The following is a 20,348-nucleotide window of genomic DNA, read 5'->3' as shown; positions in this document are numbered from 1 at the left end:
GCATCTAGCCTCTCTTAGCGGAGACTGCCTTGGCCAAAGACCGCGCACAAAGCGAAGATTTCACAGCCCCCCTCAAGCGCTTGCTTTTGGGCTTAGTGCTTTTGTGCCTTTTCGCGATCTTCTTGGTCTGGCGCATCGACAGCCCGCGCGTTGAACGCTTCCGTCTTGCTGTGATTGACCGCGTTGTCCCGAATTTCGACTGGGCCATGGTTCCTGTGACTGGCACCATCAATCTCGTTCGAGATTTTCAAAGCTATCAACGGATTTATCAACAAAACCAAGAGCTGCGCCGCGAGCTTCAGCAAATGAAAAGCTGGAAAGAAGCCGCCTTGCAACTCGAGCAAGAAAACGCGCGTTTGCTTGATCTCAATTCTGTGCGCCTTGATCCGCGTCTCACCCATGTCACAGGTGTCGTGATGGCCGATAGTGGGTCGCCTTTTCGACAGTCGGTCCTATTGAACGTAGGTCGCCGCGATGGCTTGCTTGATGGTTGGGCTACGATGGATGGATTAGGTCTCGTGGGGCGTATCTCGGGTGTTGGTGAGAATGCATCGCGCGTTATTCTTCTGACCGATACGACCAGCCGCATTCCGGCAGTCATTCAACCGTCTGGGCAAAATGCGCTGGTTGTCGGCGACAACACGCGTTCGCCCCCGATTGATTTCCTCGAAAACCCTGATCTCGTACGCCCGGGTGATCGGGTTGTATCATCAGGGGATGGTGGTGTTTTTCCCGCAGGTCTCGTGATTGGCCAAGTTGCGAAAGATCCGGGCGGACGCTTACGTGTACGTTTGTCAGCAGATTATGAGCGGCTCGAATTTTTGCGGGTTCTGCGCAACTACGGCGCTGAGCGCATTGAAGATACGGGCAAACTGATCCGCCCCGAAGAAGCGCTCTCAAATCCCGAAACATCCACCGAGCCCGAGCAAACCAGCGAGGCAAGCGATGGCTGAACATCGTCCCGCCCGCGTTTGGGTCATGCGTAGCCTCTATCTCGGGCTGTCGTTTTTCATCATCTTTCTGCATTTGCTTCCTTTAGCGACCAGCCCAAACAGATGGGTTGCGCCAGATTTAATGATGGCACTCACATTCGCTTGGGCGATGCGGCGGCCAGAATATGTGCCAGCACTTTGCGTCGGGGGCATCATTTTGCTGGCCGATTTGCTGTTCCAACGACCGCCGGGATTAACTGCTGGTCTTATCGTCGTCGGTGCCGAAACACTGCGCGCGCGGGCAGTTGCAAATCGCGACATGCCATATCTCGTGGAATGGATGAGCGTTGCAGGCGTGATGATCGGCGTCGTGCTCGCGCAGCGATTATTGCTCGCGATATTCTTTATTCCTGCTCCCGCACTCAGCTTGGTCTTGCAAGAGCTGATGATGACCATAGCTTTATACCCAGTCGTGGTGATGCTGTCGCATTTCGTGTTTAGTGTGCGCAGACCCTCGCCGGGTGAAGTCGATTCATTGGGACAACGTTTATGAGACGCTCTGCTACGGAAACCACTGAGAGTGCTGCAAAAATTACGCGGCGCGGCTTGGTCGTGGCTGCCGCTCAGGTGGGTTTTGTCGGGTTGCTTGGAGCGCGCATGCGCTACATGCAGGTGGACCAAGCGGATGAGTTTCGCCTGCTTGCAGACGAAAATCGCATCAACATCCGCCTCATTCCTCCTGCGCGTGGTCAACTTTTTGACCGCAACGGCATTATTTTGGCAGAAAACGAGCCGAGCTATCGCATCACAATGGTGCGCGAAGACGCGGGGGATGTGAACACGGTGATCGCGCGGCTCTCGACGCTCGTTGAGTTAGACGACGACGAGTTGAACCGCGCTTTAACCGAAATGAAACGCTCTGCCCCTTTCCTACCTGTCACCATCGCGGATCGGATTAGTTGGGAAGAGCTGTCGCGCGTCGCGGCCAACGCTCCGGCGCTACCAGGTGTGACGCCAGAGGTCGGCCTATCGCGTCGCTATCCGTTAGGCGCGCCATTCGCCCATGTTGCCGGCTATGTTGGTCCCGTGAGCCAACGCGATTTAGAGCGTATTGAAGACCCTGACCAACTCTTGCGCATCCCACGCTTTCAGATCGGCAAAGTCGGCGTTGAGGCCAAATATGAAGACAAGCTTCGCGGCAAAGCAGGTGCGAAACGGGTCGAAGTAAACTCCATCGGGCGCGTCATGCGCGAACTTGATCGCCGCGAAGGGCAATCAGGCGCGAACGTGCAGTTGACCATCGACTCCAAGCTGCAAAGCTATGTGCAAGCACGCCTGGGCGAGGAAAGTGCGTCAGTGGTTGTGATGGACCTCAAGCGTGGCGATTTGCTCGCGATTGCGTCCTCTCCAACCTATGATCCCAACAAATTCGTGCGCGGTATTTCCGTAGCTGACTATTCTTTCTTGCGTGACAATGATCGCAGACCCTTGGCGTCGAAAACGGTTCAGGATGCATATCCGCCTGGCTCTACTTTCAAGATGGTAACAGCGCTTGCCGCCCTTGAAGAAGGGATCATCACTGCTGAAGACACAGTGCATTGTCCCGGTCATTTGGAGGTCAGTGATCGCAAGTTCCACTGCTGGAAACGCTCTGGCCACGGTCATATGAACCTTGAGTTATCTCTGCGCGAGAGCTGTGACGTTTATTATTACGACCTTGCGCTCAAGGTTGGGATCGAGAAGATTTCTGCTATGGCCAAAAAGCTCGGCCTAGGCATTCGTCACGACGTTCCGATGTCGGCGGTGGTCCAAGGCTTGGCCCCGACCAAAGATTGGAAATTGCAAAACCGTGGCAAAGAATGGGTGATTGGCGATACCGTCAACGCATCCATCGGACAGGGTTTTGTTCTGGCGTCCCCGCTGCAACTGGCTGTTATGGCTGCACGACTAGCCACTGGGCGCAGCCTCGCGCCACGTTTGGTTAACACGATAGATGGTATTGCTGAGCCTAGTCTTGGTGGCGAAAGACTTGGCATCAACGAAAACAACCTGCGCAAGATCCGCAAAGCGATGTTTGAAGTTTCAAACAGTCGCCGTGGCACGGCCTATCGCAGCCGCATTATCGCCGACGAATTTCGTATGGCGGGTAAGACAGGCACATCGCAAGTGCGCAACTTTGAGAGTGAGCGCCGACGGTTTGGGCGAGTCTTGAAAGACAGCGAAGTTGAATGGAACCGTCGTGATCATGCGCTTTTTGTGAATTTCGCGCCCTACGAAAACCCCGAAATTGCTGTGTCCGTTGTCGTTGAGCATGGCGGTGGTGGCTCTGCCGCCGCGGCACCGATTGCGCGCGATATGACGTTGCAAGCGCTCTACGGTGAAGATCCACCGCTCACGGCTTACCCCAACAAAGATCGCGGCCGCATTCGGACTCAGCAAAAACGCTTGCGCGAACTCAGCGCGCAAGTTGGTGATCGCGGAAACGATCGCGCATGAGTTATCTTGAGTATACGGTCAAATCGGTCCCCACAGGGATCGGCAAGTTCTGGCACTTAAACTGGGCTTTGATCGTGCTTCTAACCACAGTCGCAGGCGTCGGTTTTTTGATGCTTTATTCTGTGGCTGGCGGATCCTTCTCGCCTTGGGCAGAGCCGCAGATCAAGCGCTTTTTGCTAGGTTTCACTTTGATGATCATCGTCGCGATGGTGCCGATCTGGTTCTGGCGTAACGTGGCTGGCGTCGCCTACGGTGTGTCCATCATCTTGTTGCTTTACGTAGAGTTTTTCGGCACCGTCGGCATGGGTGCGCAGCGTTGGATCAATCTTGGTTTCATGCGGCTGCAACCCTCTGAGTTGATGAAAATCGCTTTGGTGATGCTGCTCGCGGCCTACTACGATTGGCTACCACTGGCGCGCACTTCCAAGCCGCAATGGGTGGCGATCCCTGTGATCATGATATTGCTGCCCACGATGTTAGTGCTGCGCCAACCTGACCTTGGAACTGCGCTTTTGTTGATATCGGGCGGGGGTCTACTGATGTTTATGGCGGGGGTGCATTGGGCGTATTTCGCTGCCGTAATTGCAAGTGGTATTGGCCTGATAGCAGCCGTTTTCCAAAGTCGCGAGACCGAATGGCAGATGCTTAAGGACTATCAATTCCGACGAATTGATACATTCCTCAACCCCGCGAGCGACCCCTTGGGTGCAGGGTATCATATTACCCAGAGTAAGATCGCCCTTGGCTCTGGCGGCTGGACGGGGCGTGGCTTTATGCAAGGGACGCAATCGCGTTTGAACTTCTTGCCGGAAAAGCACACGGACTTTATCTTTACGACCCTCGCGGAAGAGTTCGGCTTCATCGGAGCCTTTTCGCTTTTGCTGTTGTATCTGCTCATCATTTTGTTCTGTGTGGTGTCCGCAATTAACAACAAGAACCGCTTTGCATCACTGGTAACACTTGGCGTTGCGGCGACCTTCTTCCTCTTTTTTGCGGTGAATATGTCGATGGTTATGGGCCTAGCACCCGTCGTTGGCGTACCCCTGCCATTGGTCAGTTACGGAGGCTCGGCCATGCTTATTCTTCTCATCGGATTTGGCCTTGTGCAAAGTGCACACGTGCATCGGCCGCGCTGATGGTTGTGCAGGTTTTATTCGCAGCGAAAGAAGAGCGCTGGGACCAGTATGAAGCCCCCCTTACGCGTGCCTTAAGGGAGGCTGGCGTTGAGGCGACCATTGGTACGGATATTGCGGCGCAGGATGTAGAATACATCGTCTACGCTCCAAATTCTTCAGTGCAGGATTTTTCGATCTTTCCGAAATTGAAGGCGGTTCTCAACCTTTGGGCAGGCGTTGAAACGGTGGCACCGAACAAAACGCTTAAAGTGCCGCTGGCACGCATGGTCGATCATGGTTTGACCCAAGGCATGATCGAATGGGTGACGGGCCATGTTTTGCGCCATCACCTTGGCATGGATACGCATATTTTCAATCCGGATCGCCTTTGGGAGGCAAAAGCGCCGCCTTTGGCCGAGCAGCGCCGCGTTTGTATCCTTGGTCTTGGCGCGCTTGGAAGCGCCTGCGCGCAGACTTTGGCGGGGCTTGGATTTGATGTGTCAGGTTGGAGCCGGAATGCAAAAGATATAGACGGCGTCACTTGTCACCACGGCGATGCGGGTCTGAAAAACGCGTTGAGCGACGCGGAAATAGTGGTGCTTTTGCTCCCAGACACGCGCGCAACCACGAATGTTGTGAACGCCACCAGCCTTCAATGGCTCGCTAAAGGTGCCGTGATCATTAATCCTGGCCGTGGTCCTTTGATTGACGATGACGCCTTACTGTCAGCGTTGAACAGCGGCCAAATCGGACACGCGACGCTGGATGTATTTCGAATAGAACCGTTGCCGCAAGATCATCCCTATTGGGCGCATCCGAATGTGACAGTCACACCTCACATCGCATCTGAAACGCGCACTTGGACCGCGAGCCAATGCGTTGCGGAAAACATTAGGCGCAGCGAAATAGGTGAGCCGCTGTTGCATCTTGTGGATCGCTCGGTCGGATATTGAGCGGGGATGCGATTTTACTAGAAAAATCGCGCCACCCCTCAGCAGGCGTTAGCGCAATTTGGGCGGCTTGTCCGGGTCTGATCCGGGTGCTGCGCGAACAACCTGCGCCCGCTCTTCGAGCTTTGGTAACTCAAAACGAAGACCAACTTTCGCCATAGCGGCCGCCATTGGATCGCTTTGCGAAAAGAAGCCCACATCAATACTACCCGCTTCGATACCCGAAAAAGTCAAAGCTTCGCCCGCAGCGCGCGCAAGTGCGTGTTCCGCCCCTTCAACAGCTCCGACAAAACCAAGCAAATGACCTTGCCGACCGCCTTCATAATGCACCGCGACAAGATATGCGTTACTCGCGAAACCCGCAGCACTGGCCAGTTTCGCATCAAGCGCCGTAAGCAATTCTTCGGGCAAACCTTTGGGCGCATAGAGCTCTTCCGGGCGTTCTTCGACTTCATCAGGGGCATGCGCCAGCGTGTCACAAAGCCAATTCACTGCGTCTGGTGGAATCAACATTTGCGACGGTGCGACTTCGAGATTAACGCCTAGACCAATGCCCTGCCCTGTCAGCATCTGCGCAATCGAACGGCCTGAGAGCGCAGCATAAGGCGCTGATTTTCCAACGAACTGAGAGAGACGATCGATCCGATCAAACACCAAAACAAAACTGGCCTCACCCAGATCAAAGATCTCGGGCTCAATCTGCTCACCCATCGCTTCCTTGCTCAAAAGCAAGAACATCTCGCTGTCAGCTAGGCGCTCGTAAAAGCGCAAACGCGCAGCATCATCGTTGGGAGCAGCTTCCATCCCGGCATGGGCAATATCTAGCGGGGTCTGTTCACTCATTTCAAAACCTCTGACACACGTGCGCGCAAGACAGGAAGTAGGTCGGCCTCGAACCACGGGTTTTTCTTCAGCCATCCGGTATTGCGCCAAGAGGGATGCGGCAAGGGGAAAACCTTTGGCGCGTGGCTTTGCCAATCCATCACCCTTTGCGTCACATTGCGCGCGCCGCCCAAATGCCATTTCATCGCATACCCACCAACGAGCAGAGTAAGCGGAACGTCGCCCAGCATGTTCATCACAGGCGTACGCCATGTTTTGGCGCAAATCGGTGGCGGAGGGAGATCGCTACCCTTAGCGTCATAACCCGGAAAACAAAATGCCATCGGCGCGATCGCTAGTTTGCTTTTATCATAAAATGTTGCTTCATCGATTTGCAGCCAATCGCGCAAACGATCCCCTGAAGGGTCGCTGAAAGGCCGCCCACTTTCATGAACACGCGCACCTGGCGCTTGTCCCGCAATCAAAATGCGCGGAGCCACATCAGGGGAAACCCACAGAACAGGGCGCGGGCGATGTTGCGTTGCGGTAAGCGCAAACCGCTCCTTGCAAAGCGCGCACGCATGAATATCTGTTAAGAGATGTTGGAAAGATGATGTCATAGCAACGCAGAATGCATCAAAAGAGCCGATATTCCCATTCATATTCCCTGCGATTATCTGCAGGCATTGAAACAATTATGCGTGATGTGACATACTGTGGACAAAATCGGCACATAAAGATTGCTTAAGACATCCTATATAAAAGAAACGCGGTACAGCAGGCCGGATAGGTAAATGTTAGAGTTCGAGAACGTCAGCAAGTCCTTTTGGACGGGAACGCAGCGCAAGGTTATCCTTGATCGTGTGTCGTTTCGCATAGAGCTTGGCCGCTCTGTGGGCATTCTTGCGCCGAATGGCACGGGTAAAACAACGCTCGTGAACATGATGGCGGGGCTAGAGAAGCCTGACGAGGGCGAAATTCGCAAGTCCTGCAAGATCTCGTTTCCGCTGGGTTTTATGGGTGGCGTTGTCACACGCCACACAGCGATGGAAAATTCGCGTTATATCGCGCGGCTCTATGGGCTTGATCCGGACTATGTCGAAGCGTTTTGCCGTTGGCTTTGCGGGCTTGGTGAATACTTTGACCAACCGCTCGGAACCTATTCATCAGGTATGCGCGCGCGCTTTACCTTCGCGCTGCTTCTTGCGCTCGATTTTGACATGTATCTCATCGACGAAGGCATGCCCAACAGTACCGATGTCGAATTTAACCGCAAAGCCGGTGAAATCCTGCGCGAACGCTTGCGCACTACGACCATTATTATCGTCTCGCACCAAGCTGAGACGCTAGAGAAATTTGCAGCCTCAGCAGCCGTCCTCGTTGGCGGGAAATTGAAGATGTTTGACACCTTGGAAGAAGCGAAACAGCTCTATGACTACGAAACCCAAGGCTAAAAAGTTCCGCATCAAGCGGACTGGCTCACTTGCAGATGGACAACAATCTGCACCGCCTGCGGCCCCCGCCGCCGCGCCTAATCCTGCGCGCGTTGCACCCGCGCAGGCGCAGGCACAACCGCAAACTCAGAGGCCAGCAGCCCCTCAGCAACAGGCGCAACCTCAGCCCCAGCGAGCGCAGCCCCAACAAACGCAACAGCCGCAAACCCAAGCAATGGGCCGTATCCAACCTGTGAAAAAAGAGGTGCCCGTTGGCGCGACTCAAGCACAGGCACAAGCGCAAGTTCAAAACCAAGCGCAGGCGCGTGCAGGGCTGGTATCCTCCGCAGCGGAAGCAGCGTCCGAGCAAGATATTGACGCGATCAAGCGTGAAGGGCTCACAGGCCGACAGCTTCGCATGGCGCGACGTGCAGCGCAAAAATATGGGCTTGCGCCCACATCCGATTACGATGCTGTGCGCCAGTTGCGCACACGCGGGATCGACCCGTTCCAACGTACCAATATGCTTGAATTGGTTGTCCCGAGCGAAGGTGACACCGCCGGCAAAGGCGGTAGTTCTGCTACTCAGCCTTTGCTTCCTCAAGATCCGACGCTTGAGCCCATTAATCTGCCTCAAACAATGGCAGCGGGCGCGAATATGCCTGCGCATCCAACAGGTCCGAGCCCTGCCGAGAGGCGCGCAGACGAGATCACGCAAATCCAGCGCGATATTGCGAAGCGCCGACGCCGCAAGCTGGCATTGCTGTTCACGCGCCTTGCGTTCTTTGTCTTTTTGCCGACGCTTATCGTTGGTTGGTATTACTATTTTATTGCCACGCCCATGTACGCGACCAAGTCCGAATTTTTGATCCTCAAAGCGGAAAGCTCTGGCGGTGGCGCGATGGGTGGTTTGCTATCAGGCACACAATTTGCCACCAACCAAGACGCCATTGCGGTGCAGTCCTATCTGGCCTCGAAAGATGCAATGTTGCGGCTTGATGAGGACGAAGGGTTCATGAGTCATTTTATGAATCCAGAGATCGACGTCATTCAGCGGTTAGAAGAAAACCCCTCCAATGAGGACGCGTATAAGATTTTCAAAAAAGCGATCGAGATCGGTTATGATCCGACAGAAGGCGTGATCAAGATGGAGGTCGTCGCGGCCGATCCTCAAGTTAGTGCCAAATTCTCCAAGGCGCTTATCAGCTATGCTGAAGCACGCGTTGATAATCTGTCTTTGCGCAAACGTGAAAATCAAGTGGCTGACGCGGATCGCAGTTTTCAGAATGCCGACGCAGAGCGCCGCATCGCCCAAGAACGACTGGTGCGTTTGCAGCAAGAAGGCTCGATCTTGGATCCAGAAGGCAAAATCGCCTCGCTGCGCAGTCAGATCAATAACATCGAAGTGCAACTCCAGGGCAAAGAGCTTGAGCTCGCCGCACTGCTCGACAACAACCGTCCAAACCGTGCCAAAGTTGAAGGCGCGGAAGGGGACGTACGACGCTATCAAGCTTTGCTTGACCGTTTGAATTCCCAGATGACCGACGCATCGCAGGGCGAAAACTCATTGGCAGAACTCGCCTCTCAAATCCAACTTGCGCAGGCGGACGTGGCCACGCGCGATATGATGCTCGCCTCTGCACTTGAACAGCTAGAGCAAACCCGTCGTGAAGCCGCATCCCAAGCGCGTTATCTCACGACCAGTGTCGAGCCAGTACCAAGCCAAGACCCCACTTATCCACGTAAATTCGAGAACACTATTCTAGCGTTTCTCGTTTTTGCAGGTCTCTATCTTATGATCTCGCTCACAGCGTCGATCCTTCGTGAACAGGTATCTTCCTAATATGAAAACTCTCGATATCGCTGACCTGAGTGTCGGCAACGCGGCCCCTTTGACGATCATCGCAGGGCCGTGCCAACTGGAAAGTGCCGATCACGCGCAGATGATTGCGGGCAAGATGAAAGAAGCCTGCGACAGCGTCGGTGCGCAATATATTTTCAAAGCGTCCTATGACAAAGCAAACAGAACTTCTGTTTCTGGCGTGCGTGGACCGGGCATGGAAGACGGTTTGAAGATGCTGCAAAGCGTCAAAGACGCAATTGGCGTGCCTGTGTTGACCGACGTGCATTGGCCTGAGCAATGCAGCATCGTAGCGGGCGTCGCAGATGTTTTGCAAATTCCAGCGCTTTTGTGTCGTCAAACGGACTTGGTTCTTGCAGCTGCCGAAACGGGCGCGGCAATAAACATCAAGAAGGGACAGTTTTTGGCCCCCTGGGATATGGCGAATATCGTGGCTAAGGTGGAATCGACTGGAAACACACGTATCCTTTTGACAGAACGTGGCACATCGTTTGGCTACAACACGCTTGTGACTGACATGCGCTCGCTGCCACAAATGGGGCAAACCGGCTATCCCGTCGTGATGGACGCTACCCATTCTGTGCAACAGCCCGCTGGGCTTGGCGGCTCAACAGGCGGACAGCGTGAATTCGCGCCGCTCATGGCGCGCGCCGCTGTTGCGATTGGTGTTGCCGCCGTGTTTATCGAAACGCATGAAGACCCTGATAAATCGCCAAGTGATGGGCCAAACATGATCTATCTCGATCAAATGCCCGCGCTTCTTGAGACGCTCATGCAACTCGACAAAGTCGCGAAAGCGTATCCACTCGAGGTCTAGTCCAATGACCAAACCTGCCCCTAAAGTAACCCAGAACACGTGGGAATTCCTACGCGACGCGATGATAACGCCGACAGGTTTTCGCGAATATGACGCGCGCTGGAAATACCCTGACGACATCAATCTTCCGGGGATAACTGCGTTGGGGCTTGGCCTTGGCACGCAGATGCAACGGCGCGGGATCGAACCTGTGATTGCTGTTGGCAATGACTACCGCGAGTATTCTTTGTCAGTGAAAAACGCGCTGATGTTGGGCCTGATGCAGGCTGGCATTCATGTGAAAGACATCGGCCCTGCCCTGTCCCCTATGGCCTATTTCGCGCAATTTCATCTGAACGCGCCAGCGGTTGCGATGATCACGGCAAGCCATAATCCCAACGGTTGGACCGGTGTGAAGATGGGGTTTGAGCGACCTTTGACGCACGGCCCTGATGAGATGAGCGAACTGCGCGAGATTGTTCTGAACGGAGAAGGTAAGCCCGCTGCGGGCGGTGGCTATGAATTTGTGCATGGCGTGCGCGAAGCTTACCTTGATGATCTCGTTGGCGATTTCAAGATGAGCCGTAAACTCAAAGTCGTGTGTGCGACTGGCAATGGCACAGCGTCTGCGTTTGCGCCCGATCTGTTCGAGCGGCTCGGTGTTGAAGTTGTGCCAAGTCACAATAAGCTCGATTACAATTTCCCCAACTACAATCCGAACCCCGAAGCGATGGAAATGCTGCATGATATGTCCGCATCCGTAAAAGCCTCAGGCGCTGATTTCGCGCTGGGTTTTGACGGCGATGGGGATCGTTGCGGCGTCGTGGATGATGAGGGTGAAGAGATTTTCGCGGATAAGGTCGGCGTCATCATGGCGCGTGATCTAAGCAAGATTTACCCGAATGCGATTTTCGTGGCGGATGTGAAATCCACAGGGTTATTCGCCTCTGATCCTGAATTGCGCGCGAACGGCGTGACCGCGGACTATTGGAAGACAGGTCACAGCCATATGAAGCGCCGTGTGAAAGAGCTGGGCGCGCTGGCGGGGTTTGAGAAATCGGGTCACTACTTCCTAGCGGAACCTTTGGGGCGCGGTTACGACTGCGGCATGCGGGTTGCGGTGGAAATCTGCAAACTGATGGACCGCAATCCTGATATGTCGATGTCAGATCTGCGCAAAGCTTTGCCCGTGACCTATGCGACACCTACGATGTCCCCTTACTGCGCGGATGAAGAAAAATACGCTGTGCTTGAACGTATTGTCGCCAAGCTTGTCGCTTTGGCGGATGGTGGCGGAACGCTTGCAGGACGAGCGATCACGCAGGTTGTGACAGTAAATGGTGCCCGGGTTATCTTGGATAACGGATCTTGGGGACTTGTGCGCGCCAGCTCGAACACGCCGAACTTGATCGTAGTCTGCGAAAGCCCTGAAAGCGATGCAGAGTTGCGCGCAATTTTTGCGCAGCTTGATGCCGTGATCCGCACAGAGCCATTGGTAGGCGAATACGATCAAACAATCTGAGCCAATTTGGCACGGGTGACTTTCATTTTACGCCTGTTATAAGGCGCGCAAACGCATTTCAGAGACAGGACGCACGACATGACAATTCAGGTTTTTGGCCATAAATCCCCCGACACAGACAGCACAGGATCGCCACTCATCTGGGCTTGGTACCTCTCCGAGATCAAAGGCACGCCAGCACAAGCAAAACTGCTGGGCGAGCCAAATACCGAAGCAGCGTTCATGCTCGAACGTTGGAATTTGGACAAACCTGCGATCATCGCAGACGTAGAGGCTGGCGCGCCTTGCGTCGTCGTGGACACAAACAATCCAGCCGAATTGCCTGCATCCATCAACGACGCAGACCTACAAGCGATCATCGATCACCACGCACTTATCGGCGGCTTGACCACCAAAGGCCCAATCGACATCACGATCAAACCTTTGGCCTGCACAGCCACCATCATGCACGACTTGATGGGCGACGATGTCGCCAAAATGCCCGACGCCTTGAAGGGTGCTGCGCTGACGTGCATCTTGTCCGACACGCTTGAATTCCGCAGCCCGACAACAACTCCGCATGACCGCGCTGTTGCTGAAAGTCTGGCCACAACGCTCGGCATCGACATCCCGTCCTATGCGGCTGAGATGTTCGCAGCGAAGTCCGATGTCTCTAGCTTTTCTGACGCCGAATTGTTGCGCATGGATTCCAAGGAATACGCTGTTGATGGCACTAAGTTCCGTGTCTCTGTACTTGAGACAACATCACCCGCGACGGTTCTGGATCGCAAAGCGAGCTTGATGGAGACGATGAAAACTGTCGCCTCCGAGGACGGTGTGGATCAGGTTCTGCTGTTTGTTGTGGATATTCTCAACGAACAAAGCACGCTTTTGGTCCCGAATGACTTGGTGAAATCAGTTGCGTCGAAGTCTTTTGGCGCTGAGGCTAGCGGCGACACCATTGTTCTTGAAGGCGTGGTCAGCCGGAAAAAGCAAATCATTCCGAACCTCAAAGTTTGAGCTGACAGAATTGTGCGCGCCCAAAAGGCGCGCGCTTTATTATTTGGCTTGCCTCCGGCGGGGATATTTTTGAAGAGAGGAAGGGTGCCGTTTTTGCGCTCCTTCGTGTAGCTAGAGAGTGAAATCACTTTGAGGCGCACTTATGAGTCGTATCGTTTCCACCCTTGCCGAAATCTCCCATCAATATGATGCGCTGTTTGTAGACCTTTGGGGCTGCGTGCATAATGGTGTGAAAGCGATGCCTGAAGCGGTCGCAGCTTTGCAAACTTATCGTGCGAGCGGAGGCAAAGTTGTTCTGGTGACGAACGCGCCGCGTCCACGTGCTGGCGTCAAAAAGCAGCTCGTTCACTTTGGTGTGCCCGAGGATGCTTGGGACACGATTGCGACTTCTGGCGATTCGGCGCGATCCGCAATGTTTCGCGGTGCCGTTGGTGAGAAAGTGTATTTCATCGGCGAAGGGCGCGATCAAAGTTTCTTCAAACCCCTCGATCTGGTGGAAGACCCTGTAAACATCACACAAGTTCCTTTGGATGAGGCGGAAGGCATTGTGTGCCTTGGTCCGTTTGATCCAATGGCGGATCCAGCTCTGATGCGTCCTGAGTTTTTACTGGCCAAGCAAAAGGGATTGAAGCTGCTCTGCGCAAACCCTGATCTCGTTGTGGATCGCGGCGAGACACGTGAGTGGTGTGCCGGAGCTTTGGCGGCACTTTACACTGAAATGGGTGGTGAAAGCCTCTATTTTGGTAAGCCACATCCACCGATCTACGATTTGGCCCGTCGTCGCCTAAGTGCACTTGGCAAGCCGATTGCGGATGATCGTATCTTGGCGATTGGCGATGGCGTTCTCACGGACGTTGCTGGCGCGATGGGTGAGGATATCGATTCTCTATTCATCACCGGTGGTTTGGCGCGAGAAGAGACGAAAACCGTCAATGATCCTGACGCAAAAGCACTGGAAAGCTATCTAACAAAGGAACAATCGGCCCCAACTTATTCGATTGGTTATCTACGCTAGCAGTTTTCACTTGCCAATTGCTGCATTTGCAAAGTAATAAAGTTTCAAGATTGCCCATCAGGGCGCTCGTTTATTACTTTGCAAACCTTTGGAGGCTTTCATGTTGGATAATATGCCGCGCGGCACGATCTGTATCGAAGACATCGAAATGGGGATGGTACGCCATCTGCGCAAAGTCGTAACCGACCGCGATATTGAGTTGTTTGCTGAAGTGTCCACAGATCGCAATCCTGTGCACCTTGATGATGACTATGCCAACGACACGATCTTTGAAGGGCGCATCGCCCATGGCATGCTGACCGCCGGTCTGATTTCCGCTGTGATTGGTGAGCAATTGCCAGGTCATGGCACGGTTTATATGGGTCAGAGCCTTAAGTTTCTCGCGCCTGTACGCCCCGGTGACATGGTACATGCAGAGGTCGAAGTGATTGATATCGAGCACGCAAAACGTCGCGTGAAGCTGGATTGTCGTTGCATGGTGAACGGTAAGAAAGTCCTGATCGGCGAAGCCACTGTGCTGGCACCTAGCCGCAAGTTCGACTGATCCGCATCACGACTTGCAACGCCTTACAAGGCGAGCTAGGCCAAGTCCCATGCGCATTATTCGTGACTATACATTCGTAAATCCTGAAGATCGCGGGGCGAGCGCCGCGATTGGTAATTTTGACGGTGTCCACTTAGGGCACCGCGCGGTGATTGATATCGCGCGCGACGCTGGTGAAGCGATTGGCGCTCCATGTGGCGTTCTCACCTTCGATCCACATCCGCGTGCATATTTCGCGCCCCAAGCTGATCCGTTCCGTTTGATGGGCCCTGCCGCAAAAGCCACAGAACTTGCCAAAATCGGCGTTGAGCGGCTGTATCAGTTGAACTTCAACGCCGCGCTGGCCGCTTTAACACCCGAAGAATTCGCAACGCGCGTGATCCATGAGGGACTTGGTCTCAAGCATGTCGTCGTAGGTGCTGACTTCTGCTTTGGTCAAGGGCGTGCTGGCAAGTCTGCTGATTTGCAGAAATTTGGCGACGAGCTAGGCTTTGGGGTGAGCGTCGCTGAGTTGATTGAGGGCACACAAGGACAAGTTTCGTCCACCCGTATCCGCCAAGCGTTGGCCGATGGTAAACCACGTGATGCCGCCAGTATGTTGGGTCATTGGCATCGCATCGAGGGCATGGTTATTGGCGGTGAACAGCGCGGCCGTGAGCTTGGCTATCCCACTGCAAACATGTCGATCGATGGCCTGCATCCGCCACGCTTTGGCGTCTATGCGGTGCTCGTAGAAGTGCAAGACGGCCCGCACGCAGGAAAATACCACGGCGTTGCATCCATGGGTGTGCGCCCGATGTTTGGTGAAAACCGTCCCAACCTTGAGACATTTATTTTCGACTTCACGGGTGATCTTTATGGATCAACCCTTTCGATTGCATTGGTCGAATATTTGCGTGGTGAGGAAAAGTTCGACGGACTTGACGCATTGATCACGCAAATGGATGCGGACAGCGTAAAATCACGCGCCATTCTGGCCGCTTTATGAGCGACGATCCGATTGAGCGCAGCGGGCTTGGCAAAGACTTCTGGCGTCACAAAACGATGGCACAGATGTCTCAGAAAGAATGGGAAGCGCTGTGTGACGGTTGCGGGAAATGCTGCCTAAATAAGCTTGAGGATGAAGACAGTGGCGAAGTCGCTTTGACCCGCGTCGCTTGTCGTTTACTGGATGACAGCACCTGTCGCTGCGCGCAGTATGACATTCGTCACCAGTTTGTGCCTGAATGTATCGTAATGACCCCGAGCAATATCAAAGAACATCTTTATTGGCTGCCACAGACCTGCGGCTATCGTTTGGTCTATGAGGGGCGTGACTTGGAGCCATGGCATCCGCTCAAATCGGGTACAGCCCAAAGCGTGCATGACGCCAAAGTATCGGTCAAGGACATGACCATTCCCGAGTTTGAGGTCGATGAAGACGATTGGGAAGACCATATTATCGAGGAGCCACTCTGATGTTTTTTGCTTCTGACAACGCGGGTCCTGTGCACCCCGAAGTTCTAACTGCGTTGAACCGCGCAAATGAGGGCTACGCGATGCCTTACGGTGCGGACGACGGGATGGGTCGCGTGCGTACACAGATCCGCGAAATATTTGAAGCGCCCGACGCGATGGTGCATTTGGTGTCCACAGGAACCGCTGCGAATTCATTGGCGCTCGCTTGCATGTGCCAACCTTTCGAGACTGCGTTTTGCTCCGCAGTCGCGCATATCCATGAAGACGAATGCAGCGCGCCTGAGTTCTACACAGGCGGTGCCAAGCTGACGATCGTACCTTGTGCCGTCGACAAGATGACACCTGATGATCTGCGCGCCAGCATCGCTGCCGAGGGAACACGCGGTGTGCATGGGCCGCAACGTGGTGCCGTGTCTATCACGCAGGTTGCCGAAAAAGGGTCTGTTCACACGCTCGATGAGCTGAAAGCATTGATTGCTGTCGCGAAAGAGTTTGATCTGCCAGTGCACCTTGATGGTGCGCGATTTGCCAACGCTCTCGCAAAGCTCGACTGTACCCCTGCTGAAATGTCATGGAAACTTGGCGTTGACGCCGTGAGCTTTGGCGGAACCAAGAATGGTTTGATGGGCGTCGAAGCTGTCATTTTCTTTGATCCCAAACAGACTTGGGAATTTGAGTTACGCCGCAAACGCGGAGCGCATTTGTTCTCGAAGACCCGCTATCTTGCCGCGCAGATGGAAGCCTATCTCACCGACGATCTTTGGTTGACCAGCGCACGCCACGCGAACGCAAATATGGCGCGCCTTGCCAACGGGTTGCGCCAAATCGAGGGTGTTTCCTTCCTTGCTGAGCCTGACGCGAACATGGTTTTCGCGCTCATGCCACGCGCCGTACACAAACGACTGCACGACGGCGGCGCTGTGTATTATCTGATGCAAGGGGAACTGATCGGCGATGATCCAGATGAAACACTTTTATGTCGGCTTGTGTGTGATTGGTCGATTTCAGAAGCGCAGATAGATCAGTTCATCACGCTTGCGACTGGCTGATCATCTGCAATATCTCGCGCGCGACTGCCTCGGGTCGCGTCAGCGGCACCATGTGTCCACCATTGGCGATACGCGCGCGAATAGAGTTCGGAATGCGGCGCGCAAGTCCTTCGCACACGACGTTCATCGCTTCGCCCTTTTCGCAGCCATCTAGAATAAGCGTTGGCACTTCGATCCGCTCGAACGCGCCAGAGCCGATAAAATCATAGTGGTCTTCGTTAACGGCACGGCCACCTGCGCCAATCAGGTGTATGCGGTCTATAATAGCTTGGCGCGTCTCTTTTCCCAGACTGTCCCATGGGCGTCCATCGCCGTAATTTTGCGTGAACATTTGTGCGGCGACTTCAAACTGTTCGTCCTGCAAGGCTTGATAAAACCCTACCATATCGCGGCTTAAATCTAGTGCAATTTTCGGGCTATCTGCTTTTGCAATCGCCATCATAACAGGTGCAATCACCGTGAGCGTGCGCACCATTTCTGGCCGATCTACCGCGAGCCGCAAGGCAACGGTTGCGCCAAAGCTATGCCCAATCACATCCATGGGTTCTGTCAGCAAATCCAGCGCCATTTCTGTCACACGATCTTGCAGATCGCCCTGCCCGTCCCAATCGCCCGCGCGCCCATGGCCCGGTTGATCAAAACTCACAAGGTTCAGCGCACCGCCAAGAGCAGCCCCCATATGCGAATAGACGCCGCCATGAGCAAGCGAGCAATGCAGCAACAGCCCCTTTCGGGGTCCATTGCCATAGCTGGTCAAATTGCTCGGATGACCTGCTAGAACGCGTTTCACCACGGTCTAGAGATCGCCTGACAGGTATGCATCCAGATCATCAAGGCGATCTTGGCCCCAGAATTGCTGCCCATCATCTGTGATATAGAAAGGCGCGCCGAATGCGCCCGCATTGATCGCCTCTTCCAGATTTGAGGCATATGTATCGGCAGATGCCATCATATCGCTATCAGCCAAAGCTGGATCAAAACCCGCCTCAGTCAGACACGCGCGCACAACATCGTCTTGCGAGACATCCTTGTCCTCAACCCAAATAGAGCGGCCAATGGCGTGGATAAATTTGCCCATGTCTCCATTGCCATCACGCGACGCCGCGATAATTGCATAGCAGGACGGCGCGGCGTTCATTGGCCAAAACGCGGGTTTCATGTTAAGCGGCAGTCCCGCTTTCTTTGCCTGACGCGGCAATTCTTGGGCGCGGTAAGACATGCGGTTTGGGTGGCGATCCTTAGGCAACTGACCACCTGTGCGCAAAAACAAAGCAGGCAAATCAAGCGGCTTATAATTCACCGTTTTGCCATGCTTGGCCGCGATTTCTTCAAGACGAGTGCCTGCGAGGTAGGCGTAGGGCGAAAGCGTCGAAAAATAGTAGTCAATATGAGCCATTTGGTTTCTCCTAGGGGATGACGCGCGGTGCGCGCTTTGCTGCACGGTAGCCTCGTGTTAAGCGGTGTCAACCTCGCGATTCTGTGGTCGCGAATTGGCTGCTAAGGACCCTGCTCATGCCCAATCTTACCGATCCCAAGCTTATTTCCGGCAACGCAAACAAACCCCTCGCAAGCGCAATCGCGCGCCGCATGTCGATGCATCGCGGGATGAGTGTCGATTTGGTCGATGCCCGCGTCGAGCGCTTTAACGACGGTGAGATTTTTGTCGAAATGTACGACAACGTGCGCGGCGAGGATGTGTTTATCATTCAACCGACGTCGAACCCTGCCAACGACAATCTGATGGAACTTCTGATCATGTCGGACGCATTGCGCCGCTCCTCTGCGCAGCGCATCACGGCCGTGATCCCCTACTTCGGCTATGCCCGTCAGGACCGCCGCACAAAGGCACGCACACCTATTACCGCAAAGCTGGTGGCTAACATGTTGGTCGAAGCCGGTGTTGAGCGGATTTTGACTATGGATTTGCATGCAGCCCAAATTCAGGGTTTCTTCGATATCCCGGTGGATAACCTTTATGCTTCGCCGATCTTTGCGCTCGATATCATGACCCATTTCAAGGATCAGATGGATGATGTGATGATCGTTTCACCTGACGTGGGCGGAGTTGCCCGTGCACGTGAATTGGCCAAACGGATCAACGCGCCTTTGTCCATCGTAGACAAGCGCCGTGAAAAGCCCGGCGAGATCGCCGAAATGACGGTTATTGGCGATGTCACAGGCAAGACTTGTATTATTGTCGACGACATCTGCGATACAGCAGGAACACTTTGCAAAGCAGCGGAAGTCCTGCTTGAGAACGGTGCTAAGGAAGTACATTCTTATATCACACACGGTGTTCTTAGCGGCCCAGCGGTCGAGCGCGTGACAAACTCTGTCATGAAAAGCTTGGTGATCACGGATACGATCCAAGCAACTGATCCGGTTTTGGCCTGCCATAACATTCGCATCGTCCCAACGGCTCCCATGTTTGCACAAGCGACGTTAAACATTTGGAACGGCACATCCGTATCGTCTTTGTTTGATGTTGAGACCTTGGGTCCGATTTATGAAGGGCTTTACACAGTTTAAATTGGCCCCCTTTCACAAAAGCAAACAAGAGGAGCGATGTCAGTGATCGTTTTCTTACTCGGTCTTTCTATTGTCTTGGCAATCGCGCCATTCATCGTGGTCCTAGTCAATAGAAAACTGCTGGACTGGGTCGCGCTGCTTTTGCTGTTGGTCGTAAGTATGTTCGCTCTTTCAGCTTTATACCTATCCGTTAAACTTTTGATATGCTGGTTCGAGAACCCGCAGTTTGGCTGTTACGGGGATGGTTGGTCTGAGCTTATCACTTGGATTTGGACTTCGGCAGTTGCTGTCGGGATTTGGATCACTGTCGGCATGTTGGCGGCATCTGGAGGCACCAAGGATTCAAACTGACTAGGTCAAGTCACGTCCCACTCATCATCATCGCGCAAACCGCCCATGGCGATCCAGGATAGGCGCACGCGGGCGACGCGCGTGTCTCCCCATGTGCGAAAGATAAGATCGAAACCAGTCGTCGAGATGTTCTTGGCCAAGACGTCCGAGCGCACGTTTGTTTCCTTGTCCAAATCCATAAGTGACATTGACACATGGACCGAAGGTGGCGCTTCGAAAGGCTCTGAGAACACGATGGTTTTCTTGCGCTGGCGCGTGCCATTGCCTGACCACATCTTTCCATCGTTCTCGTAGTCCGAGAACATGATGTGTTCACCTTGGTCGATCCCAAACAGATGGCTGCGAATGCGTTTCATAGGGCTTTCAAATTGAAAAATTTGTTGTGTAAAGAATGACTATACACAGAGTCCTCGAGCACCCGACTTTTGACGGGTTGACGTCTGACCGTAGAACGATTCAGCTAACCGCATGATCCG

The 20,348-nt window shown here is 54.0% G+C and carries 22 protein-coding genes; 17 read left to right on the top strand and 5 right to left on the bottom strand.

Annotation, left to right across the window (positions count from 1 at the left end):
- Positions 1 to 29 precede the first annotated feature (29 nt).
- Genes mreC through PFRI_RS20635 form a run of 5 tightly spaced genes read left to right on the top strand, consistent with a single transcriptional unit; the run spans position 30 to position 5,496 of the window.
- Positions 30 to 953, top strand: a complete 924-nt coding sequence (gene mreC / locus PFRI_RS20655; RefSeq protein ID WP_072632585.1) for a rod shape-determining protein MreC — start codon at positions 30 to 32, stop codon at positions 951 to 953.
- Positions 946 to 1,485 (top strand): rod shape-determining protein MreD, encoded by a 540-nt coding sequence (locus tag PFRI_RS20650; protein ID WP_072632584.1) that lies wholly within the window; start codon positions 946 to 948, stop codon positions 1,483 to 1,485. Before mreC ends, PFRI_RS20650 begins: the two co-directional genes overlap by 8 nt.
- Entirely contained in the window at positions 1,482 to 3,428 is a 1,947-nt protein-coding gene (mrdA, locus tag PFRI_RS20645; protein WP_072632583.1) for a penicillin-binding protein 2, read from the top strand. Before PFRI_RS20650 ends, mrdA begins: the two co-directional genes overlap by 4 nt.
- The gene (gene rodA, locus PFRI_RS20640) at positions 3,425 to 4,564 is read left to right on the top strand and encodes a rod shape-determining protein RodA (protein WP_072632582.1); all 1,140 of its coding nucleotides are present in this window, start codon (positions 3,425 to 3,427) and stop codon (positions 4,562 to 4,564) included. The genes mrdA and rodA overlap by 4 nt, the downstream gene beginning before the upstream one ends.
- Positions 4,564 to 5,496: a 2-hydroxyacid dehydrogenase gene (locus PFRI_RS20635; RefSeq protein ID WP_072632581.1), complete on the top strand. Its 933-nt coding sequence runs from the start codon at positions 4,564 to 4,566 to the stop codon at positions 5,494 to 5,496. Before rodA ends, PFRI_RS20635 begins: the two co-directional genes overlap by 1 nt.
- 48 nt (positions 5,497 to 5,544) lie before the next feature.
- On the opposite strand, the gene PFRI_RS20630 is transcribed toward PFRI_RS20635, so the two are convergent.
- Complete coding sequence (locus tag PFRI_RS20630) at positions 5,545 to 6,336, bottom strand: SseB family protein (RefSeq protein WP_072632580.1); 792 nt, start codon at positions 6,334 to 6,336, stop codon at positions 5,545 to 5,547.
- Complete coding sequence (locus PFRI_RS20625; RefSeq protein ID WP_072632624.1) at positions 6,333 to 6,935, bottom strand: uracil-DNA glycosylase family protein; 603 nt, start codon at positions 6,933 to 6,935, stop codon at positions 6,333 to 6,335. The genes PFRI_RS20630 and PFRI_RS20625 overlap by 4 nt, the downstream gene beginning before the upstream one ends.
- 174 nt (positions 6,936 to 7,109) lie before the next feature.
- Here PFRI_RS20625 and PFRI_RS20620 point away from each other — a divergent pair, with 174 nt between their 5' ends.
- The 10 genes from PFRI_RS20620 to PFRI_RS20575 all read left to right on the top strand — a co-directional run bounded on the left by PFRI_RS20620 (position 7,110) and on the right by PFRI_RS20575 (position 16,992).
- Positions 7,110 to 7,769: an ABC transporter ATP-binding protein gene (locus PFRI_RS20620; RefSeq protein ID WP_072632579.1), complete on the top strand. Its 660-nt coding sequence runs from the start codon at positions 7,110 to 7,112 to the stop codon at positions 7,767 to 7,769.
- Complete coding sequence (locus PFRI_RS20615; protein WP_072632578.1) at positions 7,747 to 9,591, top strand: KpsE/RkpR family capsule polysaccharide export protein; 1,845 nt, start codon at positions 7,747 to 7,749, stop codon at positions 9,589 to 9,591. The genes PFRI_RS20620 and PFRI_RS20615 overlap by 23 nt, the downstream gene beginning before the upstream one ends.
- A gap of 1 nt (position 9,592) precedes the next feature.
- A complete protein-coding gene (gene kdsA, locus PFRI_RS20610) occupies positions 9,593 to 10,426 on the top strand; it encodes a 3-deoxy-8-phosphooctulonate synthase (RefSeq protein WP_072632577.1) in 834 nt (277 codons plus the stop codon).
- 4 nt (positions 10,427 to 10,430) lie between these two features.
- Positions 10,431 to 11,927 carry a phosphomannomutase/phosphoglucomutase gene (locus PFRI_RS20605; RefSeq protein WP_072632576.1) on the top strand — a complete coding sequence of 499 codons (1,497 nt, stop codon included), beginning with the start codon at positions 10,431 to 10,433 and terminating at the stop codon, positions 11,925 to 11,927.
- Between the two features lie 78 nt (positions 11,928 to 12,005).
- Positions 12,006 to 12,926 (top strand): manganese-dependent inorganic pyrophosphatase, encoded by a 921-nt coding sequence (locus PFRI_RS20600; RefSeq protein WP_072632575.1) that lies wholly within the window; start codon positions 12,006 to 12,008, stop codon positions 12,924 to 12,926.
- 142 nt (positions 12,927 to 13,068) lie between these two features.
- A complete protein-coding gene (locus PFRI_RS20595; protein WP_072632574.1) occupies positions 13,069 to 13,941 on the top strand; it encodes a TIGR01459 family HAD-type hydrolase in 873 nt (290 codons plus the stop codon).
- Between the two features lie 100 nt (positions 13,942 to 14,041).
- Entirely contained in the window at positions 14,042 to 14,485 is a 444-nt protein-coding gene (locus tag PFRI_RS20590; RefSeq protein ID WP_072632573.1) for a MaoC family dehydratase, read from the top strand.
- A 49-nt stretch (positions 14,486 to 14,534) separates the two neighbouring features.
- Positions 14,535 to 15,473: a bifunctional riboflavin kinase/FAD synthetase gene (locus PFRI_RS20585; RefSeq protein ID WP_072632572.1), complete on the top strand. Its 939-nt coding sequence runs from the start codon at positions 14,535 to 14,537 to the stop codon at positions 15,471 to 15,473.
- On the top strand, positions 15,470 to 15,943 hold the full coding sequence (locus tag PFRI_RS20580) for a YcgN family cysteine cluster protein (protein ID WP_072632571.1): 474 nt from the start codon (positions 15,470 to 15,472) through the stop codon (positions 15,941 to 15,943). The genes PFRI_RS20585 and PFRI_RS20580 overlap by 4 nt, the downstream gene beginning before the upstream one ends.
- A complete protein-coding gene (locus tag PFRI_RS20575; protein ID WP_072632570.1) occupies positions 15,943 to 16,992 on the top strand; it encodes a threonine aldolase family protein in 1,050 nt (349 codons plus the stop codon). The genes PFRI_RS20580 and PFRI_RS20575 overlap by 1 nt, the downstream gene beginning before the upstream one ends.
- On the opposite strand, the gene PFRI_RS20570 is transcribed toward PFRI_RS20575, so the two are convergent.
- Together PFRI_RS20570 and PFRI_RS20565 are read right to left on the bottom strand one after the other, a co-directional pair.
- Positions 16,973 to 17,782 (bottom strand): alpha/beta fold hydrolase, encoded by an 810-nt coding sequence (locus PFRI_RS20570; protein ID WP_139292160.1) that lies wholly within the window; start codon positions 17,780 to 17,782, stop codon positions 16,973 to 16,975. The two genes, PFRI_RS20575 and PFRI_RS20570, sit on opposite strands and share 20 nt — an antisense overlap.
- A gap of 6 nt (positions 17,783 to 17,788) precedes the next feature.
- Entirely contained in the window at positions 17,789 to 18,388 is a 600-nt protein-coding gene (locus tag PFRI_RS20565; RefSeq protein ID WP_072632569.1) for a 2-hydroxychromene-2-carboxylate isomerase, read from the bottom strand.
- A 116-nt stretch (positions 18,389 to 18,504) separates the two neighbouring features.
- Here PFRI_RS20565 and PFRI_RS20560 point away from each other — a divergent pair, with 116 nt between their 5' ends.
- Positions 18,505 to 19,521: a ribose-phosphate pyrophosphokinase gene (locus PFRI_RS20560; RefSeq protein WP_072632568.1), complete on the top strand. Its 1,017-nt coding sequence runs from the start codon at positions 18,505 to 18,507 to the stop codon at positions 19,519 to 19,521.
- A 36-nt stretch (positions 19,522 to 19,557) separates the two neighbouring features.
- Positions 19,558 to 19,872, top strand: a complete 315-nt coding sequence (locus PFRI_RS20555) for a hypothetical protein (RefSeq protein ID WP_072632567.1) — start codon at positions 19,558 to 19,560, stop codon at positions 19,870 to 19,872.
- 5 nt (positions 19,873 to 19,877) lie between these two features.
- Here PFRI_RS20555 and PFRI_RS20550 read toward each other — a convergent pair whose 3' ends face one another.
- Positions 19,878 to 20,228 carry an H-type lectin domain-containing protein gene (locus PFRI_RS20550; protein WP_072632566.1) on the bottom strand — a complete coding sequence of 117 codons (351 nt, stop codon included), beginning with the start codon at positions 20,226 to 20,228 and terminating at the stop codon, positions 19,878 to 19,880.
- Positions 20,229 to 20,348 lie beyond the last annotated feature (120 nt).

Origin of the sequence: Planktotalea frisia, assembly GCF_001890925.1 — a bacterium.
In the GTDB taxonomy this organism is placed as follows: domain Bacteria; phylum Pseudomonadota; class Alphaproteobacteria; order Rhodobacterales; family Rhodobacteraceae; genus Planktotalea; species Planktotalea frisia.
Note: the sequence above shows the minus strand (reverse complement) of the source record. Positions and strands in the feature narration are given on the sequence as shown.